The organism is Desulfonatronospira sp. (genome assembly GCA_003563255.1).
Taxonomy (GTDB): Bacteria; Desulfobacterota; Desulfovibrionia; order Desulfovibrionales; family Desulfonatronovibrionaceae; genus Desulfonatronospira.
The window spans coordinates 1-18,619 of the sequence record PWSL01000089.1 but is presented as its reverse complement, the minus strand read 5'-3'; the positions used below and the strand labels follow the sequence as shown (position 1 = coordinate 18,619).

General features: G+C 51.5%; 13 protein-coding genes. 8 read left to right on the top strand and 5 right to left on the bottom strand.

The window, feature by feature from the left end; all coding sequences use genetic code 11:
• Positions 1-536 precede the first annotated feature (536 nt).
• Positions 537-1,931 (bottom strand): AAA family ATPase, encoded by a 1,395-nt coding sequence (locus tag QZP87_RS02715; protein ID WP_291321382.1) that lies wholly within the window; start codon positions 1,929-1,931, stop codon positions 537-539.
• A 1,212-nt stretch (positions 1,932-3,143) separates the two neighbouring features.
• Between QZP87_RS02715 and QZP87_RS02710 the strand changes: the two genes are divergently transcribed.
• Positions 3,144-3,593, top strand: coding sequence for a cytochrome c3 family protein (locus tag QZP87_RS02710; RefSeq protein WP_291321381.1), 450 nt, complete (start codon positions 3,144-3,146; stop codon positions 3,591-3,593).
• Positions 3,594-3,677: 84 nt separating this feature from the next.
• Here the strand turns inward: QZP87_RS02710 and QZP87_RS02705 are convergent, their stop codons facing one another.
• Entirely contained in the window at positions 3,678-5,720 is a 2,043-nt protein-coding gene (locus tag QZP87_RS02705) for a S9 family peptidase (RefSeq protein ID WP_291321380.1), read from the bottom strand.
• A gap of 852 nt (positions 5,721-6,572) precedes the next feature.
• On the opposite strand from QZP87_RS02705, the gene QZP87_RS02700 reads away from it, so the two are divergent.
• From QZP87_RS02700 to QZP87_RS02670, 7 genes are all read left to right on the top strand, one after another.
• Positions 6,573-6,899: a hypothetical protein gene (locus QZP87_RS02700; protein WP_291321379.1), complete on the top strand. Its 327-nt coding sequence runs from the start codon at positions 6,573-6,575 to the stop codon at positions 6,897-6,899.
• A gap of 931 nt (positions 6,900-7,830) precedes the next feature.
• Positions 7,831-8,016 (top strand): hypothetical protein, encoded by a 186-nt coding sequence (locus QZP87_RS02695; protein WP_291321378.1) that lies wholly within the window; start codon positions 7,831-7,833, stop codon positions 8,014-8,016.
• Between the two features lie 507 nt (positions 8,017-8,523).
• Positions 8,524-9,180 carry a CerR family C-terminal domain-containing protein gene (locus QZP87_RS02690; RefSeq protein WP_291321377.1) on the top strand — a complete coding sequence of 219 codons (657 nt, stop codon included), beginning with the start codon at positions 8,524-8,526 and terminating at the stop codon, positions 9,178-9,180.
• 51 nt (positions 9,181-9,231) lie between these two features.
• Positions 9,232-11,520, top strand: coding sequence for a molybdopterin-dependent oxidoreductase (locus tag QZP87_RS02685; protein ID WP_291321376.1), 2,289 nt, complete (start codon positions 9,232-9,234; stop codon positions 11,518-11,520).
• A 373-nt stretch (positions 11,521-11,893) separates the two neighbouring features.
• Entirely contained in the window at positions 11,894-13,132 is a 1,239-nt protein-coding gene (locus QZP87_RS02680) for an efflux RND transporter periplasmic adaptor subunit (RefSeq protein WP_291321375.1), read from the top strand.
• Positions 13,133-16,216: an efflux RND transporter permease subunit gene (locus QZP87_RS02675; protein ID WP_291321374.1), complete on the top strand. Its 3,084-nt coding sequence runs from the start codon at positions 13,133-13,135 to the stop codon at positions 16,214-16,216.
• A gap of 2 nt (positions 16,217-16,218) precedes the next feature.
• Positions 16,219-16,527 carry a PG0541 family transporter-associated protein gene (locus tag QZP87_RS02670; RefSeq protein ID WP_291321373.1) on the top strand — a complete coding sequence of 103 codons (309 nt, stop codon included), beginning with the start codon at positions 16,219-16,221 and terminating at the stop codon, positions 16,525-16,527.
• A gap of 243 nt (positions 16,528-16,770) precedes the next feature.
• On the opposite strand, the gene QZP87_RS02665 is transcribed toward QZP87_RS02670, so the two are convergent.
• The 3 genes from QZP87_RS02665 to QZP87_RS02655 form a co-directional block, all read right to left on the bottom strand.
• Positions 16,771-17,382 (bottom strand): hypothetical protein, encoded by a 612-nt coding sequence (locus QZP87_RS02665; RefSeq protein WP_291321372.1) that lies wholly within the window; start codon positions 17,380-17,382, stop codon positions 16,771-16,773.
• 91 nt (positions 17,383-17,473) lie between these two features.
• A complete protein-coding gene (locus QZP87_RS02660; protein WP_291321371.1) occupies positions 17,474-17,938 on the bottom strand; it encodes a PTS sugar transporter subunit IIB in 465 nt (154 codons plus the stop codon).
• Position 17,939: 1 nt separating this feature from the next.
• Positions 17,940-18,365 (bottom strand): PTS sugar transporter subunit IIA, encoded by a 426-nt coding sequence (locus QZP87_RS02655; RefSeq protein WP_291321370.1) that lies wholly within the window; start codon positions 18,363-18,365, stop codon positions 17,940-17,942.
• Positions 18,366-18,619: the final 254 nt, after the last annotated feature.

Below are 18,619 nucleotides of genomic sequence, written 5' to 3'. Positions count from 1 at the left end.
CCAGAAAATGAGTCATTTTGAGCACAAATAAATGCTCAAGTGGGTCCCGGAGTTGCCTGTCCCATGCTTTCCTTAAAAGCGCTAAACAGATACATCAATCGAATTTCAGGTTCAGGAGACAGCAATACTCAGCTCGAAGACTGCATGAAGATAGCCGTTGAGCTGACTGACAATGCAAATAGTAAACAGGTTGTTGTACTTATAACTTGAGAGTTCAAGGTTCCTGGTTTAAAGAAATAAAGTCAATAAATTTGGATAGATAACTGGTTCGGCCAGAAAGACATGTTGAGTTGCCAAAAAAGCGAATTAAAATAAATGGTTACAAAAAACTTTTGACTGTCCAGATTATAAGTAACAGTAAAAAAAGCCCCCGGATCAAAGCCTGTCCCGGACCCTGATCCGGGATTATGGGTAACGGCTAAAGCAAGTTGTTACTCTTTACCGTCACACCGGTGAAGCTTGTCCCGGGCGTAAACTGGGTAAACCCAAAAATCTTTTCCAGTGCTTGATCCAGCATATTATCGCTCATGAAATTTTTACCGGTTATTCTGGCTATGTGCCCCAAGTCGTAAAAGTTCCAGGGGCAGAGGCCGGGTTGGTACGTTCTGTATCGATCCCTTTTGCCTGGACTTATTGAGAATAAGTCCGTTGGGATACTTGACAATCTGCTTGAGCTCTCCAGGGCGCAGCTGCGAGGTCCATTTGACTTCCACCGGCCAGAATCTTTCTTGATGAACATAGGCTATATCGACCTCGCCTTTGGCTTTGATATAGTAAACAGGGTGGTTTCGGCCGAATAAAGATGCGGAGCAAGCCTCCACCAGCAGGCTGGCTTTGCCTGAATCAGCAAGCAGCGGCAGGGTTTGATCCTGGTACGGATCGGAACAGGGCCAAAGCCAGGACATGGCGCAATGAAAAATAAAGGGATCGCAAAAAAACACCTTGCGGGCTTTTTTAGGTGCAGCTGAAAGCTTGTCTTCAATAAGAGCGTGCAGCACAAAGACCACATCCATAGATTCAAGCAGACCCACATGGTCTGCCACGGTTTTTGGGTGATCAATGCTCATTTCCTGGGTTAAGGAATTCCAGGTTACCTGACTGCCATAAGATTTGATAATAGCCCTTAGAATTTCCTGCAATGATTTTTCCCGGCGGCCGCGTTTCAAAAAATCACCCCTGATCCAGTCAGTGTAAGTGTAATAAGTGGCCGGCAAAATAAAGCCATGTTCCTCCAGATCATTTATGGCTGTTAAAAAGCCTCCATGGATGAGATACCATTCAAATTCATGGAAAAGTCCGTCCATAAGATCAAGAGAAGGATCTTCCGGACCATTGAGCAGGGTATCGATATCAGCTGAACTGAATTTTTTTTTCAGCTGGACCGCTTCTAAAAAGTTCAGGGGATAAAGATGAAAATCAACCCTGCTCTCTGTCCCTCGCCTGCCTGGGAAACGCATCCGAGCCTCTTTGATAAGGGTCATATCCGATCCGGTTAAAATAAGCCCAGCCTTTTCCAATAATCCGGCATCGGTCAGGTATTTGACTGCTTTGTCCCATTCTCGGATATAAGTCACTTCATCCACAATCAGATATTTGTGTTCGGCTTCAGGCATGGCTAACAGCATATCACTTAAAAGCCTGACCAGGGCGTGATGGTCCTGTATAAGCCCACCTGTAATAAAACGGATGTTATCTGGGGGCGTACCATGCATAAGCTGCGCTGCCATCCACTGTTTCATCAGGGTGGTTTTCCCTATCTGCCGGCCGCCGGTCAAGGTGAAAATACCCGGCTTATTGCGGGGCAGGATATCAAGAAGATAGGATTTATGAACAAGGGGCTGTTTGCCAAGAAGGCGCAGGTGGGGGTCCAGCTGGCTGAATTGTTCCGGAAAATCCAGATGAGTGTTATGCGGCAGAAATCTGGGATCCATGGGTTATGTATATGGATGAATTTGATGTTTGTCAATGAATAAATTTGTACACTATTGATTGATTAAATTTATTCACTTAAAAATAACAACGATAAGGAGATGCTTATGGTGCAAATAACACTCACCAGCGACACTTAATTTAAGATGGAAGGGGACTGGCTCTTCCGGGACCTACTTGTACCAGAATATGAGTCGCTTTGAGCACAAAATGATGCTCAAGTAGGTCCTGGGGTTGCCTGTCTCCTGCTTGCCTAAAAACGGGCTGAACTGTTACGGAAATGAAGAATTCGCAAACAACCAAATCTTATAACTCTTTGTTTTTACTGATTCCTGTCACCTGATTCCTGACTCTTGTGACTGTAAAATGGGCTTTTTTGCAGTCGCGTCAATAAAGGCAAGACGATACATGTGCAATTTTGACACAGTCTAGACTTACCTCTTTAATACATCATAAAGCAGGCAGCACGCTTAACACGCAGAACAGCATCTGTATCATCTTCACCGCACCCCACCAGCAACAGCTTTACCAGCTCAAAAATAAAAAGCATAAGACCCGCACAATACGGGCATATCCTTCATTGAACGTCTCAGTTGAGCGCTTTTAAGGTAAGCGCTGAACAGATACCATCTAATGTATCTGTTTAGCGCTTTGCATGTGGCATGGGGACTGGCTCTTCCGGGACCCACTTGTCCCAGAAATCGAGTCATTTTGAGCACAAAATGATGCTCAAGTGGGTCCCGGAGGTGCCTGTCCCCTGCTTTCCTAAAAAGCGCTAAACAGAAACCATCTAACCATGCATGGTATATTTATTGCAAAATAATATTTTTTTAAACTGTGCTTGCAATCCATATTGCTTCACTGACTTTTTGCAGGTGTATCTTTTTGCGCTTTGCATATCGCACGGGGACTGGCTCTTCCGGGACCCACTTGTCCCAAAAAATGAGTCGCTTTGATCACAAAATGATGTTCAAGTGGGTCCCGGAGTTGCCAGTCCCCTGCTTTCCTAAAAAGCGCTCAACAGATACTTGCAGGTGCACCTTAATCCGTGAAGTTTATTGTTTTGTAACAGTTAGCCATTTGCTTTCCTTAAAAGCGCTAAACAGATACTGTTTTCAACTTATGTCTTTGCAGTTTCCGGATTCAGGATACATTACGAAGAAATGTGGGTTGTGCTTCAAAACACAATTCCCAAAACACAAGGAGGTTTGGTTATGAAGAAATCCGTTGCAATTTTTACAGTGTGCGCCTTCTTTCTGGGGTTTCTTTTTATACCTGGCATTTATGCCGGGTTGACTTCTCAGCACGAGCAGAAAGACCAGGACATGGAGTACGCCCATAGTGAGTACGCTGACGAATGGATGCTCTACGCGCCTGAAGAGTATGGAGAAATGGACTATGGCCCGGTTCCTTTTTCACACACAGTCCACGGCGACTTTGAGTGCGGAGAATGCCACCACGATGATACCGGACAGCCTTTGACTGAAGACGACAAGATCATCGGCTGTATGGAAGCCGGCTGCCATGACATGGCCGTGGCGGAAGAACCTGAAGATGAAGACGATATCCGCTACTTTGAAAAGGCCTACCATGACCAGTGCATGGGCTGTCACAGAGATATGGGCGAAGGCCCGGTAGCCTGCTTCGATTGCCACAAGGACTAAAGTGAATGGTTACAACTGAAGCAATAAAAAAGGGGAGCCCGGCTCCCCTTTTTTATTACCACTTTCCCGGTCTTTCCACCCGGATCAATCCAGCCTGTCCTGGTCATAAATAATATCAGCCAGCCTCCGGGCCACTTGGGTTGAAACATCTGTCTGGCCGCGTCCCCCGAGGAAACTGGCCAGAAACCTTTCCAGCTCAACAAAAAATGCCAGCCTGTTTTCCCGCCTGGCAAAACCGTGGCCCTCATCCGGAGCAACAAGATATTGTACCACCTGCTCCCTGTCCCGGAGTGCCGCAACAATCTGATCCGACTCCTGCTTGGGCACCCTGGGATCATTGGCACCCTGGGCCACCAGCAGGGGCGCCTTGATCTCATCTGCAGAAAACAGAGGGGACTGCTCTTTCAGACGATTTCTGTCCTCTGGATCGTCAGGATCGCCAACCCTGAGCTTGAATGACTTCAGCACGGGCTTCCAGTATTCCGGCACTGATTCTATCAGGCTGATTATATTTGACGGTCCCACCTTGGAGACACCTGCGGAGTAGAGTTCAGGCGTAAATGCCAGGCCGGCCAGGGCTGCAAATCCTCCGTATGAGGCCCCGTAAATACCAATGCGCTCCGGGTCGGCCAGACCTTTGTCAATAAGATGCTTGACTCCATCGGTGATGTCGTGCTGCATATACCCTGTGCCCCATTCCTGGTTGCCGGCATTGAGAAACTTTTTTCCATAACCAGAAGATCCCCTGAAATTGGGCTGCAACACGGCATATCCCCGGTTGGCCAGAAACTGGACCCTGGCATCATATCCCCATGTATCCCTGATCCATGGGCCTCCATGTGGCAGGACCACCAATGCCAGGTTTTTGGGTTCAACACCCCTGGGCAGAGTCAGGTAGGCGGGTATTTCCATGCCATCCCGGGCCTCGTATCTTATTGGCTCCATGCTGGCCAGGTATTGAATGGGCAGGTCCGGCCGGGAACGATAGAGCAGCTCGACCTCTCCAGAGTCCCGGTCATAAAGATACACCGAACCAGGATCAATATCCCGGCTGACACTGATGATCCACATGTCTTCATCCTGGGTCCTGGAGCGGAAGTTTATCTCGCCTTCGGGGAGCACGGCCCTTATCCTTTCGTAATCCTTCTGGAATTCATTGTCGTGAAAGTAAACCCGTTCTTTATCTCCCGCATAATATGTGGCCATGAGCTCGTCCGTGACCCGGGAAAATATAGCCCCTCCAAAGTCAACCTCCCCTTCAGGATCTTTTTCAACCAGCTCCTTTTCACCGCTGGCGGGATCAAAAAGGACCAGCCTGGTCAAATCTGCATCACCCTTGTTGGTTACCAGATAAACCCGATCGTTATCCCGGGGCAGGTGCACTATCCTGGCGCTCTCCCCGAAGTCCACCCGGTAGACCTGCTTCAGTTCCCCCTGTTCAAGCTTCAGGATCTCTGTTCCTCCGTCAGGAGTTTCCCTGGATGCGAATCTGAGTTGACCGGAATCGTCAAGGGTCCAGCTGGTAATATTATGAGTATTCTTGAAGATCATTTCTTTTTCTCCGGATGGCACATGAATTCTGTACAGGTCATGCAGGGCCGGATCTCGGCTGTTTATGGCTGCGATGACATATTCCAGCTCCTCTTTAGGCCTGGCCACAATTCTGGTCTGCACCCCCTTATAATCAGTCAGGGCCCTGGCCTGAGGCACATCTGCATCATCTTTCGGTTTTTCTCTGGGATCCACTGCATAAAGATTAAAGTTTTCGTCCCCGTCCATGTCCTGCACATACAGAATGCGGCTGCTGTCCCGGCTCCAGAAAAAGCCTCTTATGGGCCGGGCATCATCCGTCAAGGGCCGGGCATCTTCAAAAGCTTCTTCAATACCCCTGATCCAGATATTCATGGTTCCCTCATACTCCTGTCTGAAGGCGATATGTTCACCGTCTGGAGAAATCCTGGCCATATCCATCTCGGGGTCGTCAAAAAACAACTCCCTGTCTATCAGGGGCGGGAGCTGGTCCAGATATGGCAGCTTTTTGTTGTCTCCGGCTGATGCCGGCAGGAATAAAATCAACGTTGCCAGCACTGAAAGCATAAGCCTGAAAATAGAATTTAGAATCATCATGATAGGATTACTCCTGTTTCACTAACACTACAGCGAAACTTATTTATTAACCTCCGGGGACTGGCTCTCCCCGCACTTATTTTTAAAACCTGTCAATCATCCTTCAGAAAAAGGTTTGGGGGTGCCTGTCCCCAATTTCGACAGGTTGAAAAGTTTTATAAGTTTCGCTGTAGTGCTAAATATTGTGGTCCATCGTAAACATTCAGTTGGATTAAGATGCCGGCCTGGATAGGATCACGACTGACGCCCGGTGAACGGTTACGGTCCGCCAAGGCTTGCATCTGCTAGATCTTCGAGTCCGCCTGTAATACATCCTGTCCGGATTTTCAACCTTGTCTGCCGAAGCCGGCTGCAGCGTCAGGCCATATTTGCACACCCTGGTCTTTTCCCTGGTCTGAATATGTTCCCATAGAATCGAGACAATCCCTGTCCACCGGGTTGTGCCTCATTTTTCACCTTTCATGGCATCTTGAGAGTTCAAAGTTCCTGGTTCCTGGTTGAAATAAATAAAAATAATTAATTTGGATATATACCCGGTTTGGACTGAAGGACCGTAAGAATCAAAAAGGTTGATGAAGTTAAATGATTATTAAATAACACTTGACTGTCCAGATGGCATGGCAGTTGCTAAAATAATTGAAAACAGCAACCCGCTGATAATGAAATCTACATAAGGAGGTTTATTTAAGATGTCAGGAAAAAACTGGAAGGGGACTGGCTCTTTTGCCGCCGGATAGTCCGGCAGTTTTACGGTTTGAGGTCGGCAAAAGTGCCTGTCCCCGGTAAGTGTCCCCGGTAAGAGGCGAAAATTTACACAAAGTATCGCTGTAGTGATAAGGAGGTTTATTTAAGATGTCAGGAAAAATCAGCAAGCAATTATCCAGTATCGTCTTATCATTTATCCTGATTACGGGATTCGGGCTCAGTGCCCAAGCCATGGAAGGGGACCAGCCGTACGAGCCTGAAGTCCCCGGCACAGAGCAGCCGGGCGCTCCGGGTGAGCCAGGTGCTCCGGGTGAACAGCCAGGTGCTCCAGGTGCTCCGGGTGCTCCGGGACAGCCAGGTGCGCCGGGCGAGCCGGGACAGCCGGGTGCTCCCGATGAGTACCAGCCGCCTGAAAGATATGAGCCGCCTGAGCAGGACGATTTTGACGAGCCAGAAGAAGAATTCGAATTTTAACAGACCCGCCGACAATTGATGCGCCTGCAAAAACTCATTTTATAACGCGAACCAGGCGAATCACACGAAGCGCGTGGCAGGACGCTTAGGCAGATGCCAAAAGTCAGTGTTCCCGGGTTAAACCCTGTGAAATACACAGCGCAGAGACTCTGAATGATTAATATCCAGAGTTTTTGCAGGCACATCTGGTATAAAAAGTTTTCTGGTTTCATCAAAAGCGCTGAACAGATACCGTCTGGTTATTAACAGAAGAATCAAAGACCGGTAATAAATCTGCAAACATGACATCAGGCCAGGGGCTGATCTGCCGGGCCATTTTGACACATGTGTACTTGCTGCAAGGCAGAGACCATGGAAAATACATAAGCCCTCTACACCAAACAGCACGAATACACTGTCTTTCACTTCAGACATCGCTGTCGGCATTGTGTTTGCATAGTCTGATGCATCTCTTTTACTTTGCGGACGCATCCCGCTTTCGTGACTGACTCCTCAAACCATGTCATGAAAAACGAAAGTGTGATCATTTATCTGGTTTTTCTGTTAACTGGAGAATGGATAACATTACAGCAAAACTTATGTTTGACCTCCGGGGACTGGCTCTTTTGCCGCCAAATTTTTGGAGCAATTATTACTAACACTACAGCGAAACTTATTTATTCACCTCCGGGGACTGGCTCTCCCCGCACTTATTTTTAAAACCTGTCAATCATCCTTCAGAAAAAGGTTTGGGGGTGCCTGTCCCTTATTTTGACGGTTGGAAAGTTTTATAAGTTTCGCTGTAGTGCTAATTAACCGGCAAAAGTGCCTGTCCCCATTTGAAGTACAATATATATTTAATAAGTTTCGCTGTAGTGATAATGAGCTCAGAAATGAGCTCATGAACAGACTGGAAGGAAAATATTAAGAAAAATCAAAGGAGGTAATGTATATGTGGTATAAAGGTTTTCTCATGACCCTGGCCCTGATTTTGGTTCTTGGATTTTCTATGGGTTGCGAACCGGAACACGAAGACCCCATGGAAGAGCCTATGCTCCCTGAAGAATACGGCGAGCCGCCACCCGATGAATATTTACCCCCTGAAGAAGGAGAACCCGGGGAAGAGCCCAGCTTCTAACAAAGCTCCTCGGGCTTTCCCCTCATGCTAACCCCCTCCAGGCTTATGAGGCCCTCCACCGTGGAGGGCCTCAACTTTTCCGCGGTCAATCAGGAACCCGCATACATGACCGGCAATCAGATTTTTATTACCGACGGTTGCATTCCATTAGCACTACAGCGACTCTTTGTGTAAATTATCGCCTCGGCCACCGGGGACAGACCCCATGCCTGGTGCCAGTAGTAACCACCGAGGACCCCCTGAATAGTGACGTTACAATGGAGCTGAGTGCGACTCGATGCATAATTGTTTACAATTTTGGTTGACAGTTTAAAACAAATGTTCGAAAATCTATACATATAACATGCAGGAGGTATCTGTTTAGCGCTTTTAAGGAAAGCAGGGGACAGGCACCCCCGCACTTGTTTTTCTGAAGGATGATTGACAGCATTTTAAAAATAAGTGCGGGGAGAGCCAGTCCCCGTGCCACATGCAAAGCGCTGAACAGATACTGCAGGAGATAGATGCTTGAAGTATACCCGGAAAAACAGTTCAGATGTCAGGGAGAGGCTGATGGAAGCCGCCGGGCAGATCTTTGCCGAGTACGGTTACAAAGCCACCACCATCAGAAAAATCTGCCACAAGGCCGGGGCCCATGTTGGCGCTGTGAATTACCACTTCCGGAACAAACAGGGGCTTTTTGCCGCAGTTCTGGAGCACGCCCATGCATGCTCGGTACGCAGGCACCCTCCTGACCTGGGCCTGGAAAAGGGAGCCAACGCTGAAGAAAAGCTCCGGATCTTTATCCGCTCTTTTTTGCTCCGGATCCAGGGCGAAAAACTTCCGGACTGGCACGGCAGGCTCATCGCCCGGGAGATTATCGAGCATTCGGATGCCCTGGACCTGATGGTCAAGAACTCCATCCAGCCCATGTATGTCTATCTCAGGGAGATAATCGACGAACTTCTGAGCAGGGATCCCTCAGGTCAGGAAAATGAAGAGCAGACCTTTCTCTGCGCCATGAGTGTTCTGGGGCAGTGCCTGTACCAATTTACCGGCAGAAATATCATACCCAGGATAAAGCCAGACAGCTTTGATCCCCGGGATATAGAAATAATATCAAAGCACATCACCCGCTTTTCCCTGGCAGGGATCAGGGAGACAGCATCTGTTCAGCGCTTATGATACTGCCGGCAACCAGTCTTGTCAGAACTAAAAAAAATTACAGGAGGCAAAATGACTATAACCAGACGCAGATTTCTGCATTATTCGGCCCTGGTTACCTCATCACTGGCTGTTTCAGGGCTGCCCCTCTATGCATACGATCCCAATGCCGGGCCTGAAGAGCACGACGAGGTCAGGAGAAGCTATTGCGGTCTGTGCCATCCCAGATGCGGCACCCTGCTGCACATGAAAAACGGGCGTGTTTTCGAGGTCAGCGGTGACCCGGACCACCCGGTGACCAGAGGGCTCATCTGCGAGCGCGGTCTGCTCATGCCTGAGCATATCCATCATCCTGACCGGATAAACCATCCTCTGAAAAGAAAGGGAGCAAGAGGGGAAGGCAAATGGGAGCGTATCTCCTGGGAGCAGGCCCTGGACGAAGTCGCCCGGAAACTCGGCGCTTTGAGGGATGAGTTCGGGCCGGAAACCCTGGCCTTCACTCACGGAACCAGCCGCACCCATCACTGGGACTGCAGGCGGTTTTTCAACCTTTTCGGATCACCAAACGTCTGCGGGGTGAACAATATCTGCATGTGCCCCTCTTATGCCACTGAGTACGCCACCTACGGGGGTATGGCCAGGGGCAACCCGCGCCAGGCGGAGTGTGTCGTGGTCTGGGGGCGGGCGGCGGCCAATTCTTCTCCAGTACTGGCCTGGCCGGCCCTGAAAGACGCCAGGGACAGGGGGGTCAAATTCATAGTGGTGGATCCCAGGCGCATCCAGGAAGTGGAATTTGCAGAAATGTGGCTTCAGATCAGGCCTGGCACAGACCTGGCCATGATGCTGGCCTGGATCAGACTGATTATTGAAGAGGATCTTTATGACCGGGAGTTCGTTTCCAACTGGACCGTGGGCTTTGATGAGCTCAAGGAGTCGGTACGGGAATACACCCCGGAAAAGGTAAGCGAAATCACCTGGGTCCCGGCGGATAAGATAAAGGCTGCGGCCAGGCTTTACGCCAGATCAAAACCAGCCCAGATTCCTTACGCATACGGACTGGACAAGCAGGGCATCAATTCCAACCAGTGCGCCAGGGCCAGGGCCATCCTGCGGGCCATTACCGGAAACCTGGAAATAGAAGGTGGAGAGACCTTCAGCCAGACCCCGGAGGCGGCAAAAGTCCGCGGTGAATTCGACCTGGTGAGAGCTGAGGCCATAAGCCGGGAGCAAAGGGCCAAACAGCTGGGTGCGGATACTTATCCCTTTTTCGGCTTTCCAGGCTGGGAGCGCAACCTGGAAAACAATCAAAAGCTGCCCCAGGGCATGGTTTCCCCCCCGTCCATGTACAGGACCTGCGCGGCTCACGCCAGAGACGTGTTTCAGGCGGTCACCACGGGCAAGCCCTACCCGGTGAAGGCCATGCTTTCCGTGGCCAGCAACCCCATGCTGTCCTTCCCGGATTCAAAAATGGTCTTTGAGGCCCTGCAGTCCCTGGACCTCTACGTGGTTATGGAATACTACCTGACGCCTTCGGCGGCCCTGGCCGACTACGTCTTTCCTTCGGCCACCACCGTGGAGCAGCCCCAGCTCTGGACTACAGGCGGATTCTGCATGAGTTGTCCCCCGGGGATTGAGCCCATGTATGAACGTAAGGATACTTATCAGTTTTACCGCGGCCTGGGCTTGAGGCTCGGCCAGGAAAAGGACTGGCCCTGGGAAAACCTGGAACAGGTCTTTGACTACTGTCTGGAACCTGTGGGGCTTACCTTTGAAGAGCTGACCAGAGATTACGGGTTTCGAGGTACGCCTGAGTACAAGAGATATGAAAAACACGGCTTCGGCACGCCCTCGGGCAAGGTGGAGCTTTTCTCATCAATTTTTGAAGAGCTGGGAAACGATCCTCTGCCCAAGTACAAAGAGCCGGCTTGGAGCCCTGAGGGAGATCCTGAAGTAGCGCAGGATTTTCCTTTGATACTGATTACCGGGAGCAGGTTTATGCCCATGTATCACTCGGAGCAGCGCCAGATCGAGTCGGCCAGGGAAGTGATGCCGGATCCCCTGGTGCTGGTGCATCCCGATACAGCCCAAGAGCTGGGACTTGAAAACGGCCGGTGGGTGAAAGTGATATCACCGCAGGGCGAGGTCAGGGTGAAGCTTCAGACGTCCACTATTATGCATCCCCGTATGGTGGACGTACAGCACGGCTGGTGGTTTCCCGAAAGGCAGGAAGCCAGGCCGGAGCTTTTCGGGGTCTTTGAATCCAATGCCAATATGCTCTGTCCCATGGATGAAAAGTTCTGCAGCCCGGAAATCGGAAGCTGGCCCCATTCGGCTCTGATGTGTCGTATTGAGGCTGTATAAAAACACAACAGCGAAACTTCGATAATTGGTAACCATTCAGGGGGCAGATACCGGCCGTCCCCTGGTTCCTGGTTCTTCTTTCCTGGTTACCTCGCGTTCCCAGGCTCCAACCTGGGAACGCTTAGTTCTTGCGGCACCAGCCGCTTCTTAAAAATGTGGCTGGAGCCACAAAAAAGCGATGTCCCCAGACTGGAGCCTGGGAAAAAGAAAAGAAAAAGAAAAAATCCTTGCTTGCATGTTTGTGGGGACAGGCATCCCGGCACTTATTTTTTATTGAACAAGAAACAGATTAGAAAAATATATACCGGGAGAGCCAGTCCCCATGCCACATCCAAAGCGCTAAACAGATATATTCAATCGGAGAACCAGCAGCATGGAAAGTGAAAACAGCCCTCAGGATCAGGAAAATAAACGGAAAAGAAGTGTGCTGGGGCGGATTTTCAGCCCCTGGACGTTTTTGATCCTCATCCTGGCCGGGGCGGCATATTTTTACCTGGAACACGAACCTGTGCAAGAAAACGATGAACCCCGGGAAAGGCCGCCGGCCGCCGTGGAACTGGCGCCGGCCAGTGAAATCACTCTGCTGGATACGGTCCGGGGAGTGGGGACCCTCAGGCCGCTTCAAAAGGTGGAGATCAAACCTGAAACCAGCGGCAGGATAAAGGCTGTACATTTCCAGGATGGAGGCTTTGTAAGCAAGGATAAAATTCTTTTTGAGCTGGAGCAGCAAAAGCTTTTGAGGCGCCTTTCTTCGCAGGAAGCAGCCCTGGAGGAAGCCCGGGCCAAACTGAGGAACCTGCGTCGTAATTACGAGCGTTTTTCCATGCTGCGGGAGCAGGAGATGATCTCAGAGGATGATTACGAGCAGGTAAAAACCGAGATGGAGTCTACAACTGCAACTGTACGCAGGTTGAGGGCGGACCTGGAGCACGTGCGCGAAGAGATAAAGGAAACCATCGTCAGGGCACCTTTTGACGGGTATGTTTCCCAGCGCCTGGTGGATCCAGGCTCTTTTGTTTCTCAGGGAGAAACCCTTACAGTGCTTTACCAGGTGGATCCCTTGAGGATATCGTTTTATCTGCCTGAAAAATATTTCGGGCAAACACAGCTGGGACAAAAGGTGCGGGTGGCTGTACCGGCTTACCCGGACCAGAGTTTCGAGGGTGCGCTGAATTACATAAGTCCATCCGTAGAAGAATCCACCCGCAACTTCATGGTGCGCGCAGACATTGAAAACCCAGGCAATCTTCTGCGTCCCGGCTTTTTCGCCCAGGCAACCCTGATCCTGGGACAGAAAAAGGACGCCCTGGTGATCCCTGAAAAGGCCCTGGTAGCCACCAGGGACGGGTTCATGGTCTTTAAAGTTGACCCGGAAAACGGCAGAGCCATTGGAACCCGGGTGAGCACAGGGATGCGCCGTCCAGGGGTGGCACAGATCACTGACGGACTTTCAGGCGGTGATATGGTGGTCACTGCAGGGCATATGCAGCTGGAAGACCAATCGCGGGTGAATATCGTGGAGGAGATGGACAGGGACTGGGCGGAGCAGTGGGATGAATCCCTGCCGGATGAAGGCTTTCAGCCTGCGGAAAGCAGCGCAGGAGGGGTGTAAGTGATCTGGAACCTGTGTATCCGACGCCCGGTACTGACCATTGTTTTTTTCCTGGTCCTGGGCATTTTTGGTGTGTACGGTTTTACCCAGATGCCGGTGCAGGAGAACCCAGACGTGGAGTTTCCGGTGGTGAGCGTGCTGGTGGTCCTCCCGGGAGCAGCCCCGGAAATCCTGGAACAGGAGGTGGTGGAGCCCCTGGAGGCTGAGTTGAGCACCATCGAGGGGATCAAGGAGCTTATTTCCACTGCGGAACAGCAATCAGCCACGGTCACTGCTCAGTTTGAACTCTGGAGGGACCAGGACCTTGCGGCCCAGGACGTGCGTGATGCTGTGGAGAGGGCCAGACGGCACCTGCCAGGTGATGCCGAGGCCCCGGTTGTACGCAAGCTGGACATGGACGCCGCCCCCATCATGTGGTTCGCCCTGCAGGGGGACGAACGCTGGGACGAAATGAGCATGTCCCAGTATGCAGAAGACGTATTAAAGCCCAGACTGGAGACACTGCGCGGGGTGGGCCGCGTCATTGTAGGCGGCTCCAGGAACTATGCAGTCCGGGTAAAGGTGGATCCTGAGCTGCTGGCCGCGTACCGGCTGACCATCCAGGACGTGGTGGATACGGTGCAGATGGAAAACGTGGATATTCCATCAGGACGCATCGAAGGTATGACCAGGGAATTCACCATCCGCACCAGGGCCCGCTTTTCCGAGGCCGAGCCCTTCAATGATCTGATAATCGCCCACCGGGACGGAGCTCCGGTACGCCTGTCCGACGTGGGCCGGGCAATGGACGGCGTGGAATCCTACAGGCGGCTGGCCCGTTTCAACGGCGAGCCCACCGTGGGTCTGGGCCTGGTGCGCCAGACCGGGGCCAATACCGTGGAAATGGCTGATGCGGCCCGGGAGAGCATGCGCCGGTCAGCCGAAAACTTTCCTCCGGGTCTTACCTACATGCAGGCCATGGATGCCTCGGAATATATCGAGGAAAACATCCGGGACCTGCAGACCACCATTCTAATAGCTGCCACAATGGTGATCTTCGTGGTCCTGTTTTTCCTGCGAAGCGGGCGGGGTACGGTCATTGTGGCCCTGGCCATTCCCACGTCGCTTCTCATGGGTCTGGCTGTAATAAATGTCCTGGGCTTCAGCATCAACGTGCTGACCATGCTGGCCCTTATCCTGGTTATAGGGATAGTGGTGGACGACGCCATTGTCATTCTGGAGCGCAACTTCAGGCACATGGAGCACGGGGCTGATCCCCTGCCAGCGGCCCGGGTGGGAACTACAGAGATGGCCTTTCCAGCCATTGCCAACTCTTTGTCCCTGGGAGCGGTGTTTATCCCGGTGGCCTTTACCGGGGGGATAATCGGGCGTTTTTTTTATGAGTTCGGCCTCACCGTAGCTGTAACAGTGTTTTCCTCCACTTTTGTGGCTCTGACCCTGACCCCTATGCTCTGTTCCAGGCTTTTGAAATATAAGGAGCGCAAGAGCTGGTTTTTCAAGATGTCCGAGAGGCATTTGAATCACGTGGAATCCGCCTATGCCTGGATCCTGGCCCGGGCCTTCAAGAGACGGGCCCTGGTGGTGGTTATAGGGCTTATAGCCTTTGGGGCGGGCATCATGGCCTATATGAATGTACCCAAGGAGTTTGCCCCGGATGAAGACCGTTCCAGGATGATGATAGTTTTTGAAACCCCCCAGGGGGCCACCCTGCCGGAGACGGACAGGTTTGCAGCCAGAATTGAAAATATGCTGGCCGAGGATCCCAATGTCAGCCACGTTTTCATGGGGATCGGACTGGGCCGTGGAGGAGGCCCGGGTCATCCCAACGAGGGCATAGCCTTTGTCACCCTTGTGCCCAGGGATGAACGGGATATGCATCAGAGCCAGATTATGCATCAATACCGGCAAAGACTGGCTCAAATTCCCGACGGCAGGGCATTCGCCGTGGATGTTACTCCTGGAGGAGTGGGTGGAGACCCGGTGGAAGTGGTCCTGCAGAACCCTGACCTGCAGGAACTGGACAGAGTGCAGGAACAAGTGGTGGACTGGATGCAGAGCCGCCCGGAATACTTTGTCGGGGTCCGCTCCAACCTGGAGCTGGACAGTCCTCAGCTGGATGTGACCATTGACAGGGAAAAGGCGGCGGAAATGTGGGTCTCGGCCACAGCCATTTCCCAGTCCCTGCGCCACCTGTTCGGAGAAGTGGATATCTCTCACGTGGACCGGGATGCCCGCAGGTACGACGTTATTACGGAAATCATCGACCGAGGCCGGACCACTCCCGATGCCCTGCGTCATGTCTATCTGCGCAACCAGAGGGATGAGCTGGTTTCTCTGGACAACCTGGTGCATATTCAGGAGAGCATCGGCCCCAGTGAGATTCACCGTTTCGATCGGGTGCGCTCTGCTTCTGTCACAGCCTCCAACCCACCGGGAGTGGCCATGGGTGATGCCGTGGATGTTCTGGAAAGATATCTGCAGGCTGAACTTCCTCCGGGTACCGACTATCGCATGGCCGGCATGTCCGAGGTCTTTGAGGAATCCTTTTACTACCTGGCACTGGCTCTGGTCTTTGCAGTCATTTTTATATATCTGGTTCTATCGGCTCAGTTCGAGTCATTTATATATCCCCTGAGCATCATGACCGCTCTGCCTCTGGCCACAGCAGGCGCTTTCGGTATTTTGTGGCTTTTGAACCTGAATTTCAGCGTTTATGCCTTTATCGGCCTTATCATGCTTATGGGGCTGGTGACCAAGAACGCAATTTTACTGGTGGATTACACCAATGTCCTGGTGGCCAGAGGAAACAACCCGGTGCAGGCGGCCCAGGCAGCCGCCAGGGAGCGCTTTCGCCCGGTGGTCATGACCGCGATTTCCACCATCCTGGGGGTAACTCCCATCGCCCTGGGATACGGAGCAGGTGGAGAAGCCAGGACCCCCCTGGGCGTTTCAGTGGCAGCAGGGCTGTTTACCTCCACCGCCCTGACTCTTATCATAATCCCGGTGGTTTATACCCTGTACGATGAGCTGCAGAACCTTATACTCAGGCTTTTTGGAAAAACCCCCAAGGCTGCAAAAGGTTGAACATGAAATTGGTGCATATCAGTTTTCGTTTTGAATACGTGGATCACGTGGAAAGAATCCTGGATGATGCGGGCATAGAAGATTATGTCAGATATCCCATGGTGGAGGGTAAGGACCAGGAAGGCAAGCATTTCGGCAGCCAGGTTTATCCGGGCAGCGTTACCGTCTGCCAGGCCCTGGTCAAGGATGATATAGTAATGGGTCTCATGGAAAGTCTGCAGCGGTTCAGGATGAAAAAAGGCTCGCACCGGCACCTGCGGGCAGTTGTCATATCTGTGGAGCAGGCCCTGGGTACGGAAGAAGAGACTTGAAGAAAACCAGCAGGTTCAGCATCCGGAAAGAACTTTTGACTGTCAAGGTGCTGAGCGCCTACAGGTAACCATTCAGGGGGTGCTGCAAACGGCCTGGGGACAGTCCCCGCGACACCTTTTCAGCACAATTACAATAATTACAGGCGCGAAGTTTTGTGAATATGCACAGATATTTCTTAGCGGGGGACAGTCCCCAGGCCTGGTGCCAGTTATCACCACCGAGGACCCCCTGAATGCTTACGCCTACAGTATTGCAGGCCATTGCATCCAGGCCAGGGCTGCGCTGACCAGAATTATGCCGAAAATAAAGGAAATATAAGCTTTTTTGACCCTGAGCCCGGCCAGGGCGCTGATGCTGGCAATCATCAGCAGTACCGGCCATGCGAATTCCCGCTGGAAATCCAATACGCTGATAAGCGGAGGAAGGGCCAGGGCCAGAACATATATGCCCAGGCAGGAAGAAACCATGAAAATACCCAGTGACCCTGCCAGAGACTGCAGGACCATCTTTCCGGGGCTGTAGGTTTTCCACCTGTCCCTGCTCTGATGCAGGATCTGGTTGTACATTTTATTCTGCCTGATCCTGTACCATGCTTCGATGCGGGAAAGGATGTAGGCCCCTGGAATGCTCATCAGCATCAGTAAAAAAATGTGGCCGGTGTGCTGCAGCTGAAAGTGAGTGGTGAGAACGGCCGCAGAGGTAAGGCAGAATACTGAGTTGGGAGGTATGAAGGTGCCGGCGGGAATCAGGTCCAGCCACAGCAGTTCGAAAAAGAGGGCAATAAAAAGGACGGGAAAGACCTCGCCTGTCAGCAGTGCCAGGAAAAAGCCTGCTGCCAGGGGGCGGTCTAACACTCCTAAGTGAAAAGCAAAACGAAACGTGGAAAAAACGGTAAAAAAAAACCCCCCAGCAGGAGCGTGGAAAGTATGCTCATTTCGTTTAGGGCTACCATGGGTCCACCTGCACGCTTTTGTGGGGCACGCATCTGAAGTCCAGCCTGACTCCGTGCCTGGAAAAATATTCCAGACAGTACGTATCGTCCTGGCTCAGGGCGATATGGGAACAGACCTGCTTCTTGCCCGGGCCATAGTGGATGTTGCCGATGTTGAGCCGGCTGAAGTTCACCCCCTGGTCAAAGGCCTTTCTGGCATCATGGCAGTTGTCAAAGAGGATGAAAACCGAGGACAGCATATCTTGGAATGCTGAATACAACAGTCTCGCACTGTCCTGCACGGAAGAAAATGTTATCTCTATATGGCTGGGGACAGCAAGGCCCATGATTTCCTGACGCACTGGATCTGCGGCCAGGTCGTCGTTGACCACCACAAGGGCCCTGGTCCCGGCGTAAGGCAGCCAGGTCTCGATGACCTGACCGTGAACCAGGCGGTTGTCTATGCGTACCCAGAACATATTATTCTGCCTTTTTCCCTGAACTGGCCACCTGCCTCTTGAGCACGTCACCGGCTACCAGTATGCCCTGTTTGCCTGCAGCCTTAATTTCCTGGGCTAAATCCCCCAGTTCCTTCTCCCTGCAGGACAGAGCCTTCAGAAGCATGGGCAGGTTCATCCCGGTGATCACCTCTATACGGCCATGATTGAGAAGGGAGAGGCTGATATTGGTGGGGGTTCCCCCGAACATGTCAGTCAGGACCACTACTCCATGGCCGGAATCCATTTCTTTAACTTTCTGCTTGAGCTGGTCTATGATATCCTGCATGGGCTTGGACACATCCACCCCGATGGCGCAGCACTTGCCGCTGTCACCGACCATAGTATGTGCCGCCTGCAGCAGGCAGGCGCCGAAATCGTTGTGCGAGACTAAGATTATTCCTATCATGATGCCTGGTTGGATGGTTTAAGTAAGGAAGACTTACGGATTATGTATTTAACGCGGGCTTTGCCCGCAAGCCAGTTATCTGTTATCTGTTATTTGTTAATTGTTAATAGCACTACAGCGAAACTTATGACTGACCTCCGGGGACTGGCTCTCCCCGCACTTATTTTTTCCAATAAAACCAAGATCATTTGTAATAAAAATAAGTGCGGGGGTGCCTGTCCCCAATTGAGATACGTAATTATATTTTATAAGTT

What these genes read in the sequence shown, in the direction of transcription:
- QZP87_RS02715 (WP_291321382.1), bottom strand. Translation starts at nt 1,931, where the DNA reads ATGGATCCCAGATTTCTGCCGCATAACACTCATCTGGATTTTCCGGAA.
- QZP87_RS02710 (WP_291321381.1), top strand. Translation starts at nt 3,144, where the DNA reads ATGAAGAAATCCGTTGCAATTTTTACAGTGTGCGCCTTCTTTCTGGGG.
- QZP87_RS02705 (WP_291321380.1), bottom strand. Translation starts at nt 5,720, where the DNA reads ATGATGATTCTAAATTCTATTTTCAGGCTTATGCTTTCAGTGCTGGCA.
- QZP87_RS02700 (WP_291321379.1), top strand. Translation starts at nt 6,573, where the DNA reads ATGTCAGGAAAAATCAGCAAGCAATTATCCAGTATCGTCTTATCATTT.
- QZP87_RS02695 (WP_291321378.1), top strand. Translation starts at nt 7,831, where the DNA reads ATGTGGTATAAAGGTTTTCTCATGACCCTGGCCCTGATTTTGGTTCTT.
- QZP87_RS02685 (WP_291321376.1), top strand. Translation starts at nt 9,232, where the DNA reads ATGACTATAACCAGACGCAGATTTCTGCATTATTCGGCCCTGGTTACC.
- QZP87_RS02680 (WP_291321375.1), top strand. Translation starts at nt 11,894, where the DNA reads ATGGAAAGTGAAAACAGCCCTCAGGATCAGGAAAATAAACGGAAAAGA.
- QZP87_RS02670 (WP_291321373.1), top strand. Translation starts at nt 16,219, where the DNA reads ATGAAATTGGTGCATATCAGTTTTCGTTTTGAATACGTGGATCACGTG.
- QZP87_RS02660 (WP_291321371.1), bottom strand. Translation starts at nt 17,938, where the DNA reads ATGTTCTGGGTACGCATAGACAACCGCCTGGTTCACGGTCAGGTCATC.
- QZP87_RS02655 (WP_291321370.1), bottom strand. Translation starts at nt 18,365, where the DNA reads ATGATAGGAATAATCTTAGTCTCGCACAACGATTTCGGCGCCTGCCTG.